We start from the raw sequence: 20,517 nt of genomic DNA on the forward strand, positions 1-20,517 counted from the left end.
AACCATCTTGCGGTGCAATGCACCTCACCGACAAAACTCGTTCAATAGTATCTACTTATTTAAACTATCGCAAAAACTTTTTTGATTAGATGTCGTCCTGCCTCAAACACTTGCGGATGACGTTGCCGCGTATCGTACTTTTATTTGAATCAAATTGCGCTTCTGGTGTTACTGCGTAACATCAGTTACTAATTGACGATTGAGCACAGCTTACCTTAATCAGTGTGATGGATCTAGACGAAAAAAAAGAGGCGTAGTCGCCTCTTTTTTTTGGGTGGAGAAATCAGAACTTTTCTAGATGAGCCATATTCCACATACGGAAATAGAAGTTTTCCTCATCTTTATTTTCACAGCTGAGTAACTCCCCATCTTTTAACCAAAAATGTAGCTGTGCATAGTTTTTAATTTCACGGTTATTAATCCGCTGCGCTAGATGGTGTGCACGGATATCCGACGGGTGTTGTAAACCCGCAGAGGCAATAAGTTCAGATAAACCATGCATGGTGTTTTTATGGAAATTAAAAACACGCTCTGCTTTGGTCGGAACATGGATGGCTTTTTGACGGTCTTTGTCTTGTGTCGCAACGCCAACTGGACATTGGTTGGTATGACAGCTTTGAGCTTGAATACACCCAACTGCAAACATAAAGCCACGAGCTGAGTTGACCCAATCTGCGCCAATTGCCATGGTACTGGCAATATCAAAAGCACTAATAATTTTACCACTGGCACCGACTTTAATTTTTGAACGTAAGCCTGCACCGATCAGGGTGTTATTAACAAAGAGTAGGCCTTCACGCAGTGGCGTACCCATATTATCGATCAATTCAATCGGCGCAGCGCCAGTCCCACCTTCAGAACCATCCACTACGATAAAATCAGGTGTAATCCCTGTATGTAACATGGCTTTTACGATACTCATAAATTGCCATGGTTGCCCGATACACAGTTTAAAACCCACAGGTTTGCCTTCTGACAGTTCGCGCAATTGCTGAATAAATTGCATCATTTCAATAGGGGTGCTAAAGGCAGGATGGCTAGATGGAGAGATACAGTCATGTTCACGGCTGACACCACGGATTTGAGCAATCTCTTCGGAAATTTTGTCTTTAGGTAAAATGCCACCATGGCCTGGTTTTGCACCTTGAGATAATTTGATCTCAATCATTTTGACTTGAGGGTGCTTGGCTTGTTCAGCAAAACGTACAGGGTCGAATTGACCATCAATCGTACGACAACCGAAATAACCACTACCGAGTTCCCAAACAATATCGCCACCATTTTCCAAATGATACGGACTAATACTGCCTTCACCGGTGTCATGGTAGAACTTGCCCATTTTAGCACCTAAGTTTAAGGCACGAATGGCATTGGCACTTAAGCTACCAAAGCTCATCGCAGAAATGTTTAATATCGATGCGCTATACGGCTGCTTACATTGCTCATTGCCGATATTAATACGGAAAGTTTCAGGAATGGCAGGAATACAAGGTGACAAAGAGTGATTAATAAAGCGGTAATCATTTTGGTAAACATCAACAATTGAACCAAATGGTTTATCTGCATTTTGATTTTTTGCACGTTGATAGACCAAGCTACGCTGCATACGAGAAAAGGGCAGTGCATCTTGATCAGATTCAATAAAATATTGGCGAATTTCAGGTCGAAATTCTTCAAATAGAAAACGAAAGTGCCCCATGATAGGGTAATTTTTTAAAATCGAATGTTTGTTTTGTATGACGTCATACAAACCCAATAAGCTTAAAAGCCCAGTAATGACCCAGATACTATTCAATAAGGTTTGTGGAATAAAATATTGAATATAGCGGGGGGAATAACCTAAATGAAAACTCGAAATGAGTAGGAAGATAAAAATACAAGCAAACCAAATGGAATGCCGAGAAAAAAAAGTATTCAGTAGCTTGTGGCGAATAGTTTGCGCTGGACTGGCCATATTTTGAAAAATCTTATTCTGCTCATTTGCTCATAATTTGCCGAGTTTATGCACAATGCTCAAGCTTTAATTTGTTGATTCAGTGTAGCATTTATAAAAACAGCATTGAAGTTGGATGAATTTTCCATTTAAAGCCAAATCAGATAAGAAAAGCAGGAATGTTCTTTAAGAAAATTTGTGAAAAGTAGTGCGGTTCTTGTTATTTCACAGTGAGCAAAATGGAGGTTAAAGTGATTTTACTTTCTAAACACGAGGTGCTGAATATGACTATGAAATCTATTCGTTATAATAATGCCGACCTAGCCTGCCTATGTCAGTAATTGATTATAGCCATGAGAAATTAGCGCTATGGCATAAGGTATTCAGCAGATACTTATGCTGTAGTTCCTTTGACCTAAACGACTAAAATTACAAAAAATATTCTAAGAAATTATCCAGTCCCAGCGTTGGGACTTTTTTATGTGTTGGTATTTTAATGGAAAATCTAAGCAAAAAATTAAGTGCTAAATATTGATTATGAAATAAAAGTTGCTACCTCAAATTTAATATTTCAGGTAGCAGAAAGTCTGAGATCGGTTTAGTCATTGCGTTGTTGTACAACCATAGCGACTTCTTCAGGTTCAATTTTCTGAATCTTTTTACCAAAACTACGCAGCCACCATGTTAACTGAGAGGTAAAAGGTACTGTTGCACTAACTTCAACCGATCCATCTTCGGTTTTTTGAATCACTTGATCTTTACTTAGCTGACTTTCTTCAAAATAAACAGCCTCTGCTTCAGACATGGTTAATTTGAGCTGAATCATTTCTGTAGGTTTATTAAAGTCTACACGGAAGCCAAGCGCTCCAGAGTCAATATAGGCATCGATATCAAAATCGACAGGGTGTAATGCACGTGAATTTAAGACCGTAGCAGATTTAAAACGATGTAAAGCAAAGGTTTGGATGTCTGTTTTGTCATGACGTGTGCAAACCAAATAGATAATAGCACCTTTTTGGACCAAAGCCAGTGGATTTAAAATATAGGTCTTTTCTTCACTTTGTTGTCCACGACCTTGATAAAGACATTCGAGTTGTTTGTCTTGTAGTAAGCCTTCATAAATCGATTGCTGTGCTGCTTTTTCAACCACAGGAGGAATCAATGGCTGAGTTGCTGGCACGATTCGCACGCGGTTAATCCACTGACGGACATTATTTTGTGACGACAGGCTCCGACGTGCGAGGTCAAACCAAGGATTCATTTCTTCAATTAAGCTCGGTGGAAGCAAATGTTTTAAGTGCTCCTCAACCATCATAAAGGTGACCGCTTGTGAGCTAGTCATATGAGGCAAGCTTTGAATTGGTGCATCGGAACGCCAACGCCAGCCTTGCGGCGTTGTTTTACTGCTCTCAATTGGGAAACGTAGAGAAATTTGGTTTAAGTCACGTTGAATGGTGCGTAGGCTGATATCAATGCCTTCACGGTTCAGTATTTCTTGTAATTCACGCGTACCCATCCACTTACCTGTGGACAGTCGTGAAAGAATTTGCCACTGACGATAGAGGCTGTTTGACGTTTCTTTTTCTTGTGAAGACATAATCTAGTGCTTGAACTTGAACTTAAATAAATAAAAATGATGCTGTGGGACACAATAAGAAATCTTCCTGCGTTAAGCAAGTCTTCATCTGAAAAAAAACTAAGATGATTTTAATAACGCAATTTGACACAACTTGAGCAGTTAGATGCTGTACCGCTTTGCAAAAATGATGCATAAATAATCAAAGAGAAGCAACATATTTATTGATGGCATATATATTGCTTTATCTAGTTCATAAAACATGACAAAAACATGGAGTTGCTATGCTGAAAGAAAATCGTAATACAACTTCAAATGGAATTGAGGGTTATGAGGCAAAGTTGGTCAATACTTCTGTCTCTACATTAAAAAATTTACCTCTTGCTCGAGGACATGCGCTGTTTAATCAATTTAATTCGGATTTTTTTAATGAAATGCGCGACAGTAAAACGGTAGCTAAAGAATCATGCCAACGGATAGAGCAGTGGTTATCACAGCATACACTTGATGAATTAAAACAACTAAATCAGGTAGCAAAACAACATTTTCTCTATGAGGGTATTACCTTTACAGTGTATGGCGAAGATGAAGGCATTGAACGCACTATTCCTTATGATCTTATTCCTCGTGTGATTACACGAATGGAATGGAATAATTTATCACTGGGCTGCGCACAGCGCGTGAAAGCTCTCAATCTGTTTTTACATGATGTTTATCATCAACAAGATATTTTAAAAGCAGGAATTATTCCTGAACTGCAAGTCTTAACCCATGAAGCCTATTTGCCACAAATGTATATGCATGGGCTAAAAGGTAAAATTTATAGCCAAATCAGTGGCATTGATATCATACGTGATCAATCAGGCGAATTTTACGTCCTTGAGGACAATCTTAGAACACCGTCTGGTGTGTCGTATATGCTGGAAAGCCGTAAGATCAGTCAAAAACTGATGCCTGAACTTTGCCAGCAAAGCAACATCATGGGGATTGAGCAATATCCGCAGCTTTTACGTGAAATTCTTGCAGAAAATGCCTACGTCGGTAACCCGTTTATCGTGGTTTTAACCCCAGGGCGTTTTAACAGTGCGTATTATGAACATGCCTTTTTGGCAAGGGAGATGGATGTACCCTTAGTGACATCACGTGACCTTTATGTAGAAAACGATAAGGTTTATGTGAAAACCATCAAAGGTCGACAACAAGTTGATGTAATTTATCGTCGTGTGGATGATGCTTTCCTCGATCCATTATGTTTCAAACCTGACAGTACTTTGGGCATAGCAGGGCTCATGTCAGCGTATATGCAGCATAATGTGGTCATTGCAAATGCACCAGGAACAGGCGTAGCAGATGATAAATCGATTTATCCATATGTGGATAAAATGATTCATTTCTATTTAGGCGAACGAGCGATTCTGAAAAATGTGCCGACCTATCAATGTCGTGAGCAGAACGACTTGGACTATGTGCTGTCGAATATCGAAAAATTGGTGGTCAAAGAAGCACAGGGTTCAGGTGGATACGGCATGCTGATCGGTCCACAAGCCTCTTTACAAGAATTAAATAGCTTTAAAGATAAAGTGGCCGCAGCACCACATTTATATATTGCACAGCCGACTTTAAATTTATCTGTCAGCCCAACCCTAAGTGAGGCCGGTGTTTCGGAACGCCATATCGATGTGCGTCCATTTGTACTGAGTTCTCCATATCGAACTGAAATTGTACCGGGTGGCTTAACTCGTGTTGCAATGCAAGCAGGTTCATTGGTGGTGAATTCTTCGCAAGGCGGCGGGATTAAAGATACATGGGTTGTAGACGATTTACGCTCATAGCACTTCAGTGAAGGAGCAAAACATGATTTTATTAAACAGTAATGCAGAACATATTTTTTGGTTGGGACGTTATCTAGCACGCACTCAATATTTATGCAGTATTTTTCCATTTCAAGATGTCGATATGGCATTGAACTATGCACATGCTTTTTGTTTACCAGCCTTCGATGTCGACTCAATGAATGAATTGGTTTTAAATGCAGAGCAACCGGCGTCATTTTACAGCCAATTTAAATATGCGCAAAGTAATATACAGGACTTAAGGGGTGTACTTTCAGCAAAAAGTTATGCAGAACTCAGCCGTTTAATTCGTAATGCGAGTGATAACCCGGGTTATATCTGTGACGTGGTAACAGATTGCCAAGATGTTTTAGAGTCCGAATCTGAAGATGTATTTTTATTTTTTAGTTTAGGACAAGCCATAGAGCAGCTTGATCGCCAGTTACGCATGCAGCAGGAGATTCAATACACCCTAGCGAAGATTGAACATATCGTAATCGCTTTGGTTCAGTTTGGCTGGGAAAGCGTGCAAGAGGCATGGCAGGCACTAAAGCAACAACCGAATAGCCAAAATTTTTACCATTTCAGTGATCATATCCAAAATATGTTTGAGGTGGCTGTATGAGGCTCATGATCAACCATCAGACCCATTATGTTTACACTGATGTGGTTAGCAGAAGCATTCAATATATCAAAATGACCCCATCCACTAATGCGCATCAACAGGTGCAAAATTGGGATGTGAGTGTGCCGGGGCAACGTGATATGCAATTGGATACTTTTGGTAATGTGTGGTTGACCACAACGCAGCGCGAACCTTATCTGCAAATGACCATTATGGCGCAGGGCATCGTAGAAATGAATTTGAGTTCAAATGATTCAAATGCAGATGATTTAAACCCAAAATTATTTTTACAGCCAACACCGAGTACACAGTGCGATATTTACATGAAAAGTTTTGCCGACTGTTATGTCCCTCGTATCAATCGTGCTAATCTGATTCGTTTGGCTGAAGCGATCTTGACTCATATTCCCTATGTTTCGAATCAGACATCTGTACGTACTTCTGCAATAGATGCTTTTCATTATAAACAAGGGGTATGTCAGGATCATACTCATGTCATGATCGCAATGTGTCGCTATTTGGGTATTCCTGCACGATATATTTCTGGGTATTTATTTGTACCGAATAGTAGCCACCTTGCCAGTCATGCTTGGGTAGAAGTCTATATCGAAAATAAATGGTATTGTTTTGATGTCAGTAATCAGCTATTTACACCACAATCACATATTTATGTCGCGATTGGGCGGGATTACTGGGATGTAGCTCCAGTTCGAGGCGTTCGTGATAAAGGTGGTACTGAGTCAATGAGCTCAATTGTACAAGTGTTGAGTTGTTAATCATTTGAGGGATAAAAATGACCTATTGTTGTGCATTACGATTAAAAGATGGCATGGTGTTTGTCAGTGATACACGTACAAATGCAGGAGTTGACCATATTTCAGTTTTTCGTAAACTTTATACCTTTGGTATTGCGGGTGAGCGATTTATTACCATCCAAACCTCTGGGAATTTAGCTACTACACAAGCGGTCATCGGGCATTTACAAAATCAGCTAGAGGTCAAACAAGAGCCGAATTTATATAGTGTAAATACGATGTTCGAAGTGGCTGAATTGGTCGGGCATACCTTAAAAAAAGTTATCTCTGATGTCACCTCAGATATTTTAGAACAAAGTAATTATTACTGTAGTTTATTAGTAGGTGGTCAAATTGGTAGCGCTGATATGCAGCTATATAATATCTATCCGCAAGGTAATTTTATTTGTGCGACACCGGATACCCCATATTTTCAAATTGGAGAAAGTAAATATGGTAAGCCGATACTTGACCGAACTTTGCGTTACGATATGCCACTCGATGAAGCAATGCGCTGTAGCTTGATTTCTTTTGATTCAACGATACGTTCGAATGTGTCTGTAGGTATGCCTTTAGATGCTTTGGTTTATAAAAAGGACAGTTTAGAAATACCAAATGGTAAGCGCATTTATGAAGAAGACCCATACTTCACCATGATCAGTAAAGGCTGGTCAGAAGCATTGCGTCAGGGCTTAATAGAATTGGCAAAACCAACAGCTGACTATTTTCAATAACGATTTGATCAACGAATAGATCAATTTAAAAAGCGAATAAAAAAAGCGAGATAAAAAAGCGAGATAAAAAAAGCCCAGATTTGATCTGGGCTTTTTGATTTGGCTAATTAAGCTAATTTACGTACAGGGCGCGCGCTCATACGGCATAATAATTCATAGCCAATGGTTCCGTTCGCTTCTGCAACGTCATCAACTAAACGGTCTTTACCCCAAAGCTCAACTTCAGTGCCTATTGGTGCATTCATACCAGTGATATCAATCGCAATCATATCCATGGCAACACGACCAATCACACGTGTTTTCTGTCCTTGAATAGATACATAGTTTTGTTTAGGGAAGGCACGTGGATAGCCGTCACCATAACCAATCGACACAATCGCAAGATCCATTTCTTGTTCTGCAACGAAAGTCGATCCATAACCCACAGATTCACCAGCTTGAATGGTATTTAAAGCAATCACTTCAGCGGTAAAGGTCATCACTGGTTTAAGATCTAAGGCTTCTACAGAACGGTTTGCGAAAGGTGTCGCGCCATATAGCATGATGCCTGGGCGAACAAAATCAAAATTCAGTTCTGGCCATTTGAAAATTGCAGCCGAGTTACAGCACGAACCCATGATTGGCGCACAAGCTTCTTTTACGTGTAAAAATTGTTCACGTTGTTGGTCATTTAGTGGATGATTTTCTGCGTCAGCATTGGCAAAGTGCATCGCCAGTACGCAAGTAAAACCTTCCGCCTTTAATGCATTGATGACATCAATAATTTCAGGTACTTTAAAGCCTAAACGGTTCATACCGCTGTTGAGTTTAACCCAAACTTTCAGACCTTGAGCGATATAGGCATCTTTATGCTCACGTAACCAATCTAGTTGTTGCTGATGATGCACCACACATTCAATTTTTTTATCGATGATAATTTGCATTTCATCATCTGAAAAAATCCCTTCAATGAGTGTAATTGGTTGTTCATAACCCAGTTCGCGAATTTCTAATGCTTCTTCTAGGCAGGCAACACCGAAGGCATCACTGTCTTTTAAGGCTGCTAAGCAGTCTTTAACTCCATGTCCATAAGCATTGGCTTTCACCATGCTTACAATTTTAGCGGTTGGGGCAAGTTGTTTGACACGGTTTAAATTATATTGAAGTGCTTGTTGATCAATATAAACTGTAGCTTGGCGCACCCTAAATACTCCTACAGGGTCGATGAATTAATGGATGATAAAGAGTCTTTACTCTTCATCATCATACTGAGCATAAAACTCAGGGGAGAGGTTACTAAATTTGGTGTATTGACCTTCGAAGGCAAGACGCACAGTACCAATTGGACCGTTACGCTGTTTACCAATAATAATTTCTGCAGTACCTGCTTCTTTAGACTCTTTGTTATAAACCTCGTCGCGGTAAATAAACATGATCAAATCGGCATCCTGCTCGATCGCACCCGATTCACGTAAGTCAGACATCACTGGGCGTTTATTGGGACGATTTTCCAGTGATCGGTTCAACTGTGACAGTGCAATAACAGGGCAATGCATTTCTTTAGCCAGTGCCTTTAAGCTTCGGGAAATTTCCGAAATCTCGCCAACACGGTTATCACCCATACCGGGTACTTTCATAAGCTGTAAGTAATCGACCATGATACACCCGAGTTTACCGCCATGCATTTTTGCAATTCGTCGAGCACGGGCACGTACTTCCGTTGGCGGTAGTGCAGATGAGTCATCGATATACAAATTCTTTTCTTGTAGATGCACAATAGTACTGGTCACTTTTGACCATTCATCAGCATCCATTTTACCTGCACGTAAATGTCCTTGGTGTACACGACCGAATGATGAAATCAAACGCATCGCAATCGAATCCGCGGGCATCTCCATAGAGTAAACTAGAGCGGGCAGGTTATTATTAAACAGTACACTTTCAACCAAGTTCATGGCAAAAGTGGTTTTACCCATCGATGGACGGGCCGCCACAATAATCAAATCGCCTGCTTGCATACCTGAGGTTTTATTATCTAGTTCAACAAATCCAGTGGTTAAACCCGTGATACTGCCTTCAGTTTGTGAAAGTTCATTCAACTTATCAAAAACACTAGCAACGACAGAGTTAATAGCTTTAGGGCCTTGTGCTTTGGCGTTGTTGTTGTGTTGCTCGGCAATCGAGAAAATATTGGTTTCTGCGAGATCTAAAATTTCACTGACCGTACGACCTTTGGTGTCATAGGCATTTTGTAAAATTTCTGAGCTGACTTTAATCATGCTGCGTAAAGTGGAAAATTCTTTAATTTTTGCAGCATACGTTTCAAGGTTATAGAAACTTGAAGGTGAATCTGACATAAGTTGCATCAGATATTCTTCGCCACCAGCAGCATCGAGCAAGTTTTGTTTAATCAGCCAGTCATTGACCAAGACCGCATCATAAGGAGAGTTATCTTTTGATAGCTGGTCGATGGCACGGAAAATATATTTATGACGGGTCGCATAAAAATCAGCTTCAGTCAGTACATCACCCACTTGCTCAAAAGATTCTGCAACGGTCATCAGTGCAGCAAGCACGGCTTGTTCAATCGCAAGGTTATGGGGTGGGGTACGAAACTCTTTCAACGAACTTTGTTCTGTGGTTTTTGCTGTTGGCGTAGAGTTTGGCTTGATGGCATTCGCCTGTGACATAAAAATCCCTGATGCTGAAACCATTTAATGTGATGGAAATGGGTGCTAATGACAGTTTTTTCAACTCTTCATTGAACTGAAATGATAGGCGTTTTCTACAGAAATGCGAACAAGTATTTCCGATTAATTCGTCATACATTGAATTGAATGAAGAGTTAAAAATATAAAAAAGTTGGAGCACTATTTTTTACAGATAAAAAAAGAGCATGCGTAAGCATGCTCTTTTCTTTGCAAGAAATTACTCAGCTACGATAGTAACTAGAACTTCTGCAACAACATCATGATGCAATTGGATTGCGATGTTGAATTCACCAGTGTTGCGAAGCGCACCATTTGGTAAACGAACTTCTGCGCGGTCTACAACAAGACCAGCATTAGTTAACGCGTCAGCGATGTCACGAGTACCGATAGAACCGAATAGTTTACCTTCGTCACCAGCTTTAGCAGTGATCACGATGTTAACTTCGTTCAATTGGTCAGCACGTGCTTGAGCAGCAGCTAATACTTCAGCTTCTTGTTTCTCAAGTTCAGCACGACGAGCTTCAAATGCAGCAGTGTTAGCTTCAGTAGCAGCAACTGCTTTACCTTGAGGGATAAGGAAGTTACGGCCGTAACCAGCTTTAACTGAAACTTTATCGCCTAATTTACCAAGGTTTTTAATGCGTTGTAATAAGATAATATCCACAGCTCAACCTCACTTATGATTGTCAGTGTAAGGGATCAAAGACAAGTAGCGAGCTTGTTTGATAGCAAGCGCTAATTGACGTTGGTAACGAGCTTTAGTACCTGTAATACGGCTAGGAACAATCTTGCCGTTTTCAGTGATGTACTGTTTTAAAGTGTCGATATCTTTGTAGTCGATGTACGTAACGTTCTCAGCTGTAAAGCGGCAGAACTTGCGACGACGGTAAAAACGTGCCATGTTATGTTCTCCTTATGCTTCAGCAGAGTCTTGAGCTTGTTGTGCTTCTTCACGTTGAGCTTTACGCGCACGTTTTTCTTCAGCACTCTTAGCCAATAGTGACTCTTCAGTGATAGCGTTTTCACGACGGATGATAAGGCTACGAATGATTGCATCGTTATAACGGAACAATTCTTCTAGCTCATCAAGAGTAGTTTGACCACACTCAACATTCATAAGAATGTAGTGAGCTTTGTGGATCTTGTTGATCGGGTAAGCCAATTGACGACGACCCCAGTCTTCAAGACGGTGGATTTGACCTTCAGCTTCTTTGATGTGAGTTAGGTAACGTTCTACCATACCCACAACTTGATCGCTTTGGTCTGGATGTACCAATAGTACGATTTCGTAGTGACGCATTGTCAGCTCCTTACGGTTTAGGCAGCCCCAATCATTAATTGATTGAAGCAAGGAGTCACAACCAAAGTTGTGTCGCAAAGTTTGCGAAGCGTGAATTTTAGAGCGTTTAGGTTTGAAATACAAGGCATACACCTAAAAAGGCTTAATTATTTTGTGGTTTAATGACTATCTTTAATACACAGCTAGAATCGGATGCAGATTGTAAAATAGGAGATATGTTTTCAATTGCGGGGAGCTTATCTTGTATTTGATGAGTTACGATCATATAGACGTTGTAATGATATAAATTTGATTTAAATTAAAGATCTTTTGTCATATTTGATTGTAGATATCGCTTTGAATGCTAATACGAATATGAAATATTTTTGTACTTGTCTGAAATCTATTGTACATGGGTAGATATTGGGAGAATCAGCGTTAAAACAGTTTTAGTGTGTATAGTAGTATTTCGATTTAAATTTTTGCTTTGCATTGAAGATGTGTAGAAATAAAAAAGATAGAGTAAAACTCTATCTTTTTTAAAAAAATACAATTGGCTTTAGAGGAGCAGTGGAAGTAAAACTAAAAATTAAACTAATCACTGTGATCAATTTGACTGAAAACATGAAATATTGTTTTGCCCAAATTTGATCATCTTCAGCTTTGAATCCTTGAATGGTTAAATAAATCCAATACAGACTTAAGGCATTTAGGACAATCATATAAATCCAATTCGCATAACCAAAAAAGAATAAACCGTTCATGGTGATGCAGAACAAAATCACGTAAACCAAAGATTCAACCTTGGTTCGATGAATTGAACGTGCTACAGGTAAAATTGGAATACCTGCATTTTTATAGTCATCAAATCGGTAAACTGCAATTCCCCAAGAATGAGGCATTTGCCAAAATGCATAACCAATAAAAATCAGTAATGCACCTAAATCAAACTGGTTTGCAACAGCCGTATACCCGATTACAGGTGGCGCTGCGCCAGAAAGACTGCCGATAATGGTTTGATGAATTGTTGTTCGTTTTGTCCATAAGCTGTAAAAACCAACGTATACGACAAAACCAATAACAGCAAAAAGAAAAGCGTAAGCATTTACCCAGAACCATAAAATGCTAAAACCAATTACACCTAAAACTAAAGCAAAAACTAAAGCAACAGGAATCGAGATTGATTTTTTAACCATCGCACGATTTTGTGTGCGTTGCATTTTTGAGTCGATGTCTTGGTCAATAACGTTATTGACAACACATCCAGAAGCGACCACAAAGAGGGTGCCTAAGAGGGTAAGAAGCAACAGAAGGAAATCTACAGAACCTTGGGCAGCTACAAAGTAGCCACCCAAAGCGGTAACAAAGTTACCAAAGAGAATTCCTGGTTTAGTCAGGAATAAATACTTTTTCAGCATGACGACCAGTTTAGATCATCATGTTGAAGTGAAGGTAGTTCATAATCCACACAGAACCTACTAAAAGGATAGCAATTGTGAGGATTGTATAAACAAATGCAATCACGTTCCAGCGTTGCTCTGAAGAAGAGTTCATATGCAGGAAGTAAACTAACTGAATAAGAACCTGAGCAACCGCAGTAATCGCGATTACGGCAACCAATAGACCGCGGCTAAAACCACCTGCCATTACCATACCGAATGGAATTACGGTAAGTAGAACAGAAAGGATAAAACCGATTGTATATTGTTTAACGTTACCGTGAGCTGCACCAGCAGAGTTATGATCGTGACTCATTAGATAACTCCCATCAAGTAAACAACGCTGAATACACAGATCCAAACGATGTCAAGGAAGTGCCAGAACAAGCTTAGGCAAGCAAGACGACGAGTGTTTGGAAGTGTCAAACCATATTTCTTGATTTGGAACATCAACACAAGCATCCATACCAAACCAGAAGTTACGTGAATACCGTGCGTACCAACTAAAGTAAAGAACGCAGATAAGAACGCACTTGTGCTTGGGCCATGACCAGCATGAACTAAATGATTGAACTCATAAAGTTCCATGCCAATGAAGGCTGCACCAAATACCCAAGTAACTGCTAACCAAGTTAAAACTTGACCAACATTTTTCTTGTATGCTGCAAGAACAGCAAAACCAAAAGTTACAGAAGAGATAAGAAGGGCGAAAGTTTCAGTTAAAACGAAACCTAAAGATTCACCAAACAGCTCTTGTGCACTTGGCGTACCCACTGGAACGTGGCTACTTAATACAGCGAACGCGATGAAGAGTGTCCCGAAAAGAACCAAGTCACTCATCAAGTAAGTCCAGAAACCAAAGACAGTGATGTCAGTATCATCGTGATGATGATGTTCGTCATGTCCGTGGTTGTCGTGATGAAGTACTTCAGCCATTGTCTTAGTCCTTCTTCAAATGTTTTTCAAGAAGCGCGTAGCGTTCATTTTCAATACGTTCAACTTCTGCAGCTGGAACATAGTAGTCCACTTTCTTTGTGAAAGAAGAAACGATGAAGCTGATAATTGAAGCAATGAAAGTTACAACGACTAACCACCAGATATGCCAGATTAATGCGAAGCCCATAACTGTAATAAACATTGCAATTACGAAACCTGCCGCACGGTTTGTAGGCATATGGATGTCTTCGTATGTAGTTGGCTTAGCGTAAGCAACACCATTTTCTTTGTCAGTCCAGAAAGTATCAATACCATTGATCTTTGGAAGATAAGCAAAGTTATAGAATGGTGAAGGAGATGAAGTAGCCCACTCAAGAGTACGACCATCCCAGATATCGCCAGTAACGTCCATGTTGTCTTTGCGTTGAAGGAAACCAACAACGATTTGCATAACAAAACAGAAGATACCGATAGCAACCAATACAGAACCAAATAAAGCGATCGCTAAGTACGGATCCCATTCAGGGTTGTCATATGTATTCAAACGACGAGTCATACCCATGAAACCAAGGATATAAAGTGGCATGAATGCAAAGTAGAAACCGAAGAACCAGAACCAGAACGCTGCTTTACCCCAAGTTTCATTCAGTTTCCAACCAAACATTTTTGGCCAGTAGAAAATGATACCCGCGAACATCGCGAACACTACACCACCAATAATTACGTTATGGAAGTGAGCGATAAGGAATAAAGAGTTGTGTACTAAGAAGTCCGCTGGTGGAACTGCCATTAATACGCCTGTTAAACCACCAATACCGAAAGTCACAAGGAAGCCAAGTGTCCAAAGCATTGGAGTTGTATAGGTGATGCGACCCTTGTACATAGTGAATAACCAAGAGAAGATTTTCACACCAGTAGGGATCGCAATGATCATGGTCATGATACCGAAGAACGCGTTAACGTTGGCACCAGCACCCATTGTAAAGAAGTGGTGAACCCATACAACTAGTGAAAGAACACCAATTGCTACAGTTGCGTACACCATAGATTTGTAGCCGAACAACGCTTTGCGTGAGAACACAGCAGTAACTTCTGAGTAAATACCAAAAGCTGGTAATACCAAGATGTAAACTTCCGGGTGACCCCAAGTCCAAATCAAGTTTACATACAACATTGGGCTACCACCCATGTCATTTGTAAAGAAATGGAAGCCGAAGTAACGGTCAAGTGAAAGCATTGCAATAGTCGCAGTCAAAACTGGGAATGTTGCAACGATAAGCACTACAGTAACTAATGCAGTCCAAGTGAAAATAGGCATGTCCATAAGTTTCATGCCAGGCGCACGCATTTTGATGATGGTAACGAAGAAGTTAACACCAGTAAGAAGCGTACCTAGACCAGAAACCTGAAGTGCCCAGATATAGTAGTCTACACCTACACCTGGAGAGTATTCGATGCCAGAAAGTGGAGGGTAAGCCATCCAACCTGTTGCAGCGAATTCACCAATTGCAAGAGAAGCCATCATCAAGCCCGCAGCGCCGGCGAATAACCAGAAGCTAAGAGAGTTTAATAATGGGAATGCTACGTCACGTGCACCAATTTGAAGTGGTACAGCAACGTTCATTAAACCAACAACTAGACCCATTGCTACGAAGAAGATCATGATTACGCCATGGGCAGTAAAGATCTGGTCATAGTGTTCTGGGTGTAAGTAACCTTCACCGCCACCTTTTGCAAGGAACAGTTGAAGACGCATCATAATCGCATCGGCAAAACCACGCACAAGCATGACAATTGACACGAGGATATACATGATACCAATTTTTTTATGGTCTACAGATGTGAACCATTCGTTCCACAAGTAGCCCCATTTTTTAAAGTAGGTGATACCAGCAACAATTGCGATACCGCCAAGGATCATCATTGCAACAGTAACCAACACGATTGGGTCGTGTGGAATTGCATCTGGTCCTAACTTACCTAATAAGCTCATGTCTTATTCCCCTGCAACAGTCGCATGTTCAACGCCTGCATGAGCTTCAGAAGCAGCAGCTTCGTGTCCAACAGTAGCTGTATGATCAGCACCGTGGTAGTTGCTCATGTATTTGTTAATCACTGATTCGAACAATTTAGGTTCAACTGAAGAATAGTAAGTCACTGGGTGTGGCTTAGTAGGGTAAGGCTTCATTGCTTCAGCTAGAGCCTTCTCTTCAGGAGTAGTTGCTTTGGCAACTAAAACTTCGATCTGGTGTTTAGAACGGTTGCCGTCACGTAAGGTTGCAAATTCAGCTTGGTCTAAAACAGTTTTTTGAACCGCTTCAGGATTAACTGAAGAACCATTACCAGCTTTAACAGCAGAAACCCATTCAGCAAACTGAGCATCAGTCACAGCATGTGCACGGAAGCGCATTTGTGAGAAGCCATAACCTGAATAGTTAGAAGAGAAACCACGGAAGCCTTCAGCAGGACTAGTTTCATCAGCTAATAAGTTCAAGTGAGTTTGCATACCTGCCATAGCATAAATCTGACCACCTAACGCCGGAATGAAAAATGAGTTCATTGTGAAGTTAGATGTTAAACGAAGGCTTACAGGAGTTTTCTCAGGGAAGCGGATCTCGTTTACAGTCGCGATGCCTTGTTCAGGGTAGATGAAGATCCATTTAAATTGTTCAGCAATAACTTGAACAGTTAAAGGAGCTTTATCTGACTCGAGTGGACGGTAAGGGTCATACTTGTGGGAACCCCACCAAGTTAACCAAGCTAAAATAGCGATAATAATTACGGGAATACCCCAAACTACAACTTCAATTGCAGTCGAGTGTGCCCAAGTAGGTGCATAGTCTGCATCTTTATTTGACGCGCGATATTTCCAACCAAACCAAAGAGCCATAAGTGCTGATGGAATAACTACCAACAACATTAGGTAGATCGCAGTAAGCATGAGGTTTGACTGACCTTCAGCAACTGGACCTTTTGAGTTTAGAAGTACCATATCACCACCACACCCAGTTAAGAGTGCAGCGATCGCAGATAAAGACAATACAGCTAAAATTGTTTGTCTCATTTTACAACCTCGGTGAAGAGTCCCATTCCCTAATTTTTAAAATTGGGATAGCGAATAAAGTGTCGCATGATTGTGATTTTTCAGATATGAAAAAAAGTTCACAATGATGTGACACCGCTACGTTGTAGGGCATTATGCCTGATATCGGCAAACTAAGCTATACATAAAGATGCTTTAAATGACTGTATTAAAACCCTATTTTGTTGGTCGGGATTGTGTTTTTTTTATCTGAATTTTATTTTAATTTCAATGTAATGCACAAAAAAGGGATGAGAAATTCATCCCTCAATAAAAGTGAAAGTTATTGGTTTATTACCTTGGTTTTTGCTAACTTGTCATGCAAAGTTTGACGCTTTTTGCCGAAAATAAAAACGGAATCAATGATTGCGCTTAAAGGCATCGATAAAAAGTTCAGAAAAATAAATAAAACACTACGTAAAGTGAAGCCACGCATGAGGTTTACAGGTTGGCTGGTTTCGGCATCTACGATTTTAATTTTGGTGATTTTTTTACCAATACTTTGACCAGATTTAGCAATCAAATACGCTTGAATGAAAAGCATAATGAAGAGGTAAGCAAACATTGCAATCCAAGCTTGGTTGGGAAACATCTCAACCATTTGTGTTTGTAGTGCTTGTAAAACATTAGGGTCAGCATTTGAGGTCATCACAGCTTGCATAAACTGTTCATTTAGATTGGCAAATTGTGTCTTTTCACTTGGATTAAAAAATGCCGTTAAGATAAAAGTTGCCGGTATCCAAAGCAGTAAATCAACGATCTTAGCCAAAACACGTTTAGGAATACTTGCTAGGCTAGTTTGCAATTGTACAGCCTGAGGTTGTGTGTAGGTATTTGATGGCGTAGTTGTAGTTTGATTTGATTCGAATGCTGTCGGTGCTATATAACCTGCAGGCATATAAACCAACTGACCTTGAGTGAGTTCACCCAAAGCTTTCCATTCGGTCATACCTTGGTGCCAAACCAAGTCCGTGAGTAACACTTGTTGGCTCGCGAGCATTTGGTTAAGTTGTTCTAAGGTATAGGGACCAGCTTGTTGGTTATTTCGTGCCAAGTAAATCTGCATAAAACTAAAATCTCAAAAAACGTCTGTAAAAGTATAAATAAAAAAAAAGACCCACATGTGGGTCTTTTTTTAACACAGTTTATTAAGCTTGTTGAGCTTTTTCTTCAGAAAGGAAGAACCAAGTGTCTAATACTGAGTCTGGGTTAAGCGAAACAGACTCAATGCCTTGTTCCATTAACCATTTAGCTAGGTCAGGGTGATCTGAAGGGCCTTGACCACAAATACCTACGTATTTGCCAGCTTTACGACAAGCATGGATTGCCATAGAAAGAAGTGCTTTAACGGCTGGATCACGTTCATCAAATAGGTGAGAAACGATGCCAGAGTCACGGTCTAGACCCAGTGTTAACTGAGTCAAGTCGTTAGAACCGATAGAGAAACCGTCGAAGTGTTCAAGGAATTGCTCAGCTAACAATGCGTTGGTTGGAAGTTCACACATCATGATCACTTTAAGACCATTTTCACCACGTTTGAGGCCGTTAAGTGCTAACAATTCAATAACACGTTTCGCTTCAGCAACAGTACGCACGAAAGGAATCATGATTTGAATGTTAGTTAAGCCCATTTCGTCACGTGCTTTTTTCAGTGCGCGGCATTCAAGTTCGAAGCAATCACGGAAGTTATCAGATACATAGCGGCTTGCACCACGGAAGCCAAGCATTGGGTTTTCTTCTTCAGGTTCGTATAACTTACCACCGATTAAGTTTGCATATTCGTTTGACTTAAAGTCAGACATACGAACAATCACTGGTTTGTCAGCAAACGCTGCAGCAAGTGTAGAAATACCTTCAACTAGTTTTTCAACATAGAATTCGATAGGAGATGCATAACCCGCAGTACGTGACATTACAGCAGCACGAGTTTCACGTGGTAGGCTGTCAATATTAAGCAATGCTTTAGGATGTACGCCGATCATACGGTTGATGATGAACTCAAGACGAGCAAGACCAACACCTTCGTTAGGAATTTGAGCAAAGTCAAATGCGCGGTCAGGGTTACCTACGTTCATCATAATTTTGAACGGAAGTTTAGGCATAGATTCGATAGAATTGCGTTGGATTTCAAAGTCCAAAGCACCTTCGTAAATAAAGCCTGTGTCACCTTCAGCACAAGAAACAGTCACTTCTTGACCGTCAGTCAATACTTCAGTCGCATTACCACAACCTACAATTGCAGGAACACCAAGCTCACGTGCAATAATCGCAGCGTGACAAGTACGGCCACCACGGTTAGTGACAATTGCAGCTGCACGTTTCATTACTGGTTCCCAATCTGGGTCAGTCATGTCAGATACAAGTACATCGCCGTCTTGAACTTTGTCCATTTCTTTGATTGAAGTCACAATACGAACGCGACCAGAACCAATACGTTGACCGATTGAACGGCCTTCACAAACTACATTACCTTTTTGTTTAAGAAGGTAGCGTTCCATTGTGCCCACGTTTTGGCGGCTCTTCACAGTTTCAGGACGTGCTTGAACGATATAGATTTGGCCATCATCGCCATCTTTCGCCCATTCGATGTCCATTGCTGAACCGTAATGGTTTTCAATGATCAATGCTTGTTTAGCAAGTTCTTGAAGTTCGTGGTCATTTAAAGCGAATTGTTGACGATCTGCTTTTTCAACGTCTACAACAACCACTGATTTACCAGCAGCGCCTTCTTCACCATAAATCATTTTTTGGTGTTTAGAACCAAGGTTACGACGTAATACAGCGTGTTTGCCTGCATTTAAAAGTGGTTTAGATACATAGAATTCGTCAGGGTTTACAGCACCTTGTACAACCATTTCACCCAAGCCATAAGAAGCTGTGATGAAAACTGCGTCGCGGAAACCAGATTCTGTATCTAGTGTAAACATTACACCAGCTGCACCTGTTTCAGAGCGAACCATGCGTTGAACACCTGCAGATAACGCAACGACGTCATGTGCGAAGTTTTGGTGTACACGGTAAGAAATTGCGCGGTCGTTATAAAGTGAAGCAAATACTTCTTTAATCGCAATAAGGACGTTGTCGATACCACGGATGTTCAAGAAAGTTTCTTGTTGGCCAGCAAATGAAGCATCTGGTAAGTCTTCTGCTGTTGCAGATGAGCGAACGGCAACCGCAATATCAGGGTTGCCGTTTGAAAGAGCTGTGAAAGCCTCACGAATTTCTGTTTCAAGTTCAGCTGTAAGCGGAGTGTCTACAATCCATTGACGGATTTTTGCACCAGTTTCAGCAAGTGCATTTACATCGTCAACATTGAGTGCAGCAAGTTCAGCGTTAATTTTAGCGTTTAGGCCACTTTGCTCGAGGAATTCACGATATGCTTGAGCTGTAGTAGCAAAACCACCAGGAACAGATACACCAGCATTTGCTAGATGGCTGATCATTTCACCTAATGATGAGTTTTTACCACCCACGAGTTCTACGTCGTGTTTCCCTAATTTTTCTAGACCAATTACGCGCGCTTCCAAAGTTGTTACTCCACTTTTGCAGTATTAATCACTATCTTGGCATGAAATTATAACAAATTACTTAGCATTC

The 20,517-nt window shown here is 40.5% G+C and carries 17 protein-coding genes and 1 pseudogene; 4 read left to right on the forward strand and 14 right to left on the reverse strand.

The genetic code is table 11. The features are described 5' to 3' along the window. Positions 1-283 precede the first annotated feature (283 nt). Together FTU29_RS13195 and FTU29_RS13200 are read right to left on the reverse strand one after the other, a co-directional pair. Positions 284-1,954 (reverse strand): FMN-binding glutamate synthase family protein, encoded by a 1,671-nt coding sequence (locus FTU29_RS13195; protein ID WP_180076992.1) that lies wholly within the window; start codon positions 1,952-1,954, stop codon positions 284-286. Positions 1,955-2,531: 577 nt separating this feature from the next. Further along, entirely contained in the window at positions 2,532-3,530 is a 999-nt protein-coding gene (locus FTU29_RS13200) for a YafY family protein (protein WP_180122312.1), read from the reverse strand. 377 nt (positions 3,531-3,907) lie between these two features. On the opposite strand from FTU29_RS13200, the pseudogene FTU29_RS13205 reads away from it, so the two are divergent. The 4 genes and pseudogenes from FTU29_RS13205 to FTU29_RS13220 all read left to right on the forward strand — a co-directional run. Continuing rightward, a pseudogene (locus FTU29_RS13205) lies at positions 3,908-5,341 on the forward strand (circularly permuted type 2 ATP-grasp protein); the annotation flags it as partial. 22 nt (positions 5,342-5,363) lie between these two features. Beyond that, positions 5,364-5,966, forward strand: coding sequence for a hypothetical protein (locus FTU29_RS13210; protein ID WP_078193974.1), 603 nt, complete (start codon positions 5,364-5,366; stop codon positions 5,964-5,966). Then, on the forward strand, positions 5,963-6,742 hold the full coding sequence (locus FTU29_RS13215; protein ID WP_180122316.1) for a transglutaminase family protein: 780 nt from the start codon (positions 5,963-5,965) through the stop codon (positions 6,740-6,742). Before FTU29_RS13210 ends, FTU29_RS13215 begins: the two co-directional genes overlap by 4 nt. Positions 6,743-6,759: 17 nt before the next feature. Next, the gene (locus FTU29_RS13220) at positions 6,760-7,494 is read left to right on the forward strand and encodes a proteasome-type protease (RefSeq protein ID WP_180023501.1); all 735 of its coding nucleotides are present in this window, start codon (positions 6,760-6,762) and stop codon (positions 7,492-7,494) included. Positions 7,495-7,601: 107 nt separating this feature from the next. On the opposite strand, the gene alr is transcribed toward FTU29_RS13220, so the two are convergent. The 12 genes from alr to ppsA all read right to left on the reverse strand — a co-directional run bounded on the left by alr (position 7,602) and on the right by ppsA (position 20,447). Beyond that, a complete protein-coding gene (gene alr, locus FTU29_RS13225; protein ID WP_180122318.1) occupies positions 7,602-8,675 on the reverse strand; it encodes an alanine racemase in 1,074 nt (357 codons plus the stop codon). Between the two features lie 48 nt (positions 8,676-8,723). After that, positions 8,724-10,163 carry a replicative DNA helicase gene (dnaB, locus tag FTU29_RS13230; protein ID WP_180122320.1) on the reverse strand — a complete coding sequence of 480 codons (1,440 nt, stop codon included), beginning with the start codon at positions 10,161-10,163 and terminating at the stop codon, positions 8,724-8,726. A gap of 238 nt (positions 10,164-10,401) precedes the next feature. Next, positions 10,402-10,848, reverse strand: coding sequence for a 50S ribosomal protein L9 (gene rplI, locus FTU29_RS13235; RefSeq protein WP_078188585.1), 447 nt, complete (start codon positions 10,846-10,848; stop codon positions 10,402-10,404). Positions 10,849-10,857: 9 nt separating this feature from the next. Then, positions 10,858-11,085, reverse strand: coding sequence for a 30S ribosomal protein S18 (gene rpsR / locus FTU29_RS13240; RefSeq protein WP_004278792.1), 228 nt, complete (start codon positions 11,083-11,085; stop codon positions 10,858-10,860). 12 nt (positions 11,086-11,097) lie between these two features. Continuing rightward, the gene (gene rpsF / locus FTU29_RS13245; protein WP_004696436.1) at positions 11,098-11,484 is read right to left on the reverse strand and encodes a 30S ribosomal protein S6; all 387 of its coding nucleotides are present in this window, start codon (positions 11,482-11,484) and stop codon (positions 11,098-11,100) included. A 518-nt stretch (positions 11,485-12,002) separates the two neighbouring features. Further along, on the reverse strand, positions 12,003-12,881 hold the full coding sequence (cyoE, locus tag FTU29_RS13250) for a heme o synthase (RefSeq protein WP_180093565.1): 879 nt from the start codon (positions 12,879-12,881) through the stop codon (positions 12,003-12,005). A gap of 10 nt (positions 12,882-12,891) precedes the next feature. Further along, the gene (locus FTU29_RS13255; RefSeq protein WP_078188582.1) at positions 12,892-13,218 is read right to left on the reverse strand and encodes a cytochrome o ubiquinol oxidase subunit IV; all 327 of its coding nucleotides are present in this window, start codon (positions 13,216-13,218) and stop codon (positions 12,892-12,894) included. Next, the gene (cyoC, locus tag FTU29_RS13260; RefSeq protein ID WP_078188581.1) at positions 13,218-13,838 is read right to left on the reverse strand and encodes a cytochrome o ubiquinol oxidase subunit III; all 621 of its coding nucleotides are present in this window, start codon (positions 13,836-13,838) and stop codon (positions 13,218-13,220) included. Before cyoC ends, FTU29_RS13255 begins: the two co-directional genes overlap by 1 nt. 4 nt (positions 13,839-13,842) lie before the next feature. Beyond that, complete coding sequence (cyoB, locus tag FTU29_RS13265) at positions 13,843-15,831, reverse strand: cytochrome o ubiquinol oxidase subunit I (protein WP_078193968.1); 1,989 nt, start codon at positions 15,829-15,831, stop codon at positions 13,843-13,845. 3 nt (positions 15,832-15,834) lie between these two features. Then, positions 15,835-16,902, reverse strand: coding sequence for a ubiquinol oxidase subunit II (gene cyoA, locus FTU29_RS13270; RefSeq protein ID WP_078193967.1), 1,068 nt, complete (start codon positions 16,900-16,902; stop codon positions 15,835-15,837). A 301-nt stretch (positions 16,903-17,203) separates the two neighbouring features. Next, positions 17,204-17,986 (reverse strand): RDD family protein, encoded by a 783-nt coding sequence (locus tag FTU29_RS13275; protein WP_180122322.1) that lies wholly within the window; start codon positions 17,984-17,986, stop codon positions 17,204-17,206. 82 nt (positions 17,987-18,068) lie between these two features. Continuing rightward, positions 18,069-20,447 carry a phosphoenolpyruvate synthase gene (gene ppsA / locus FTU29_RS13280; RefSeq protein WP_180116739.1) on the reverse strand — a complete coding sequence of 793 codons (2,379 nt, stop codon included), beginning with the start codon at positions 20,445-20,447 and terminating at the stop codon, positions 18,069-18,071. Positions 20,448-20,517: the final 70 nt, after the last annotated feature.

Source organism: Acinetobacter sp. YH12086 (genome assembly GCF_013419345.1).
GTDB classification, from domain to species: Bacteria; Pseudomonadota; Gammaproteobacteria; order Pseudomonadales; family Moraxellaceae; genus Acinetobacter; species Acinetobacter amyesii.

What these genes read in the sequence shown, in the direction of transcription:
- FTU29_RS13200 (WP_180122312.1), bottom strand. Translation starts at nt 3,530, where the DNA reads ATGTCTTCACAAGAAAAAGAAACGTCAAACAGCCTCTATCGTCAGTGG.
- cyoA (WP_078193967.1), bottom strand. Translation starts at nt 16,902, where the DNA reads ATGAGACAAACAATTTTAGCTGTATTGTCTTTATCTGCGATCGCTGCA.
- rpsR (WP_004278792.1), bottom strand. Translation starts at nt 11,085, where the DNA reads ATGGCACGTTTTTACCGTCGTCGCAAGTTCTGCCGCTTTACAGCTGAG.
- FTU29_RS13210 (WP_078193974.1), top strand. Translation starts at nt 5,364, where the DNA reads ATGATTTTATTAAACAGTAATGCAGAACATATTTTTTGGTTGGGACGT.
- FTU29_RS13220 (WP_180023501.1), top strand. Translation starts at nt 6,760, where the DNA reads ATGACCTATTGTTGTGCATTACGATTAAAAGATGGCATGGTGTTTGTC.
- FTU29_RS13255 (WP_078188582.1), bottom strand. Translation starts at nt 13,218, where the DNA reads ATGAGTCACGATCATAACTCTGCTGGTGCAGCTCACGGTAACGTTAAA.
- cyoC (WP_078188581.1), bottom strand. Translation starts at nt 13,838, where the DNA reads ATGGCTGAAGTACTTCATCACGACAACCACGGACATGACGAACATCAT.
- cyoE (WP_180093565.1), bottom strand. Translation starts at nt 12,881, where the DNA reads ATGCTGAAAAAGTATTTATTCCTGACTAAACCAGGAATTCTCTTTGGT.
- FTU29_RS13215 (WP_180122316.1), top strand. Translation starts at nt 5,963, where the DNA reads ATGAGGCTCATGATCAACCATCAGACCCATTATGTTTACACTGATGTG.
- cyoB (WP_078193968.1), bottom strand. Translation starts at nt 15,831, where the DNA reads ATGAGCTTATTAGGTAAGTTAGGACCAGATGCAATTCCACACGACCCA.
- dnaB (WP_180122320.1), bottom strand. Translation starts at nt 10,163, where the DNA reads ATGTCACAGGCGAATGCCATCAAGCCAAACTCTACGCCAACAGCAAAA.
- FTU29_RS13195 (WP_180076992.1), bottom strand. Translation starts at nt 1,954, where the DNA reads ATGGCCAGTCCAGCGCAAACTATTCGCCACAAGCTACTGAATACTTTT.
- FTU29_RS13275 (WP_180122322.1), bottom strand. Translation starts at nt 17,986, where the DNA reads ATGCAGATTTACTTGGCACGAAATAACCAACAAGCTGGTCCCTATACC.
- rpsF (WP_004696436.1), bottom strand. Translation starts at nt 11,484, where the DNA reads ATGCGTCACTACGAAATCGTACTATTGGTACATCCAGACCAAAGCGAT.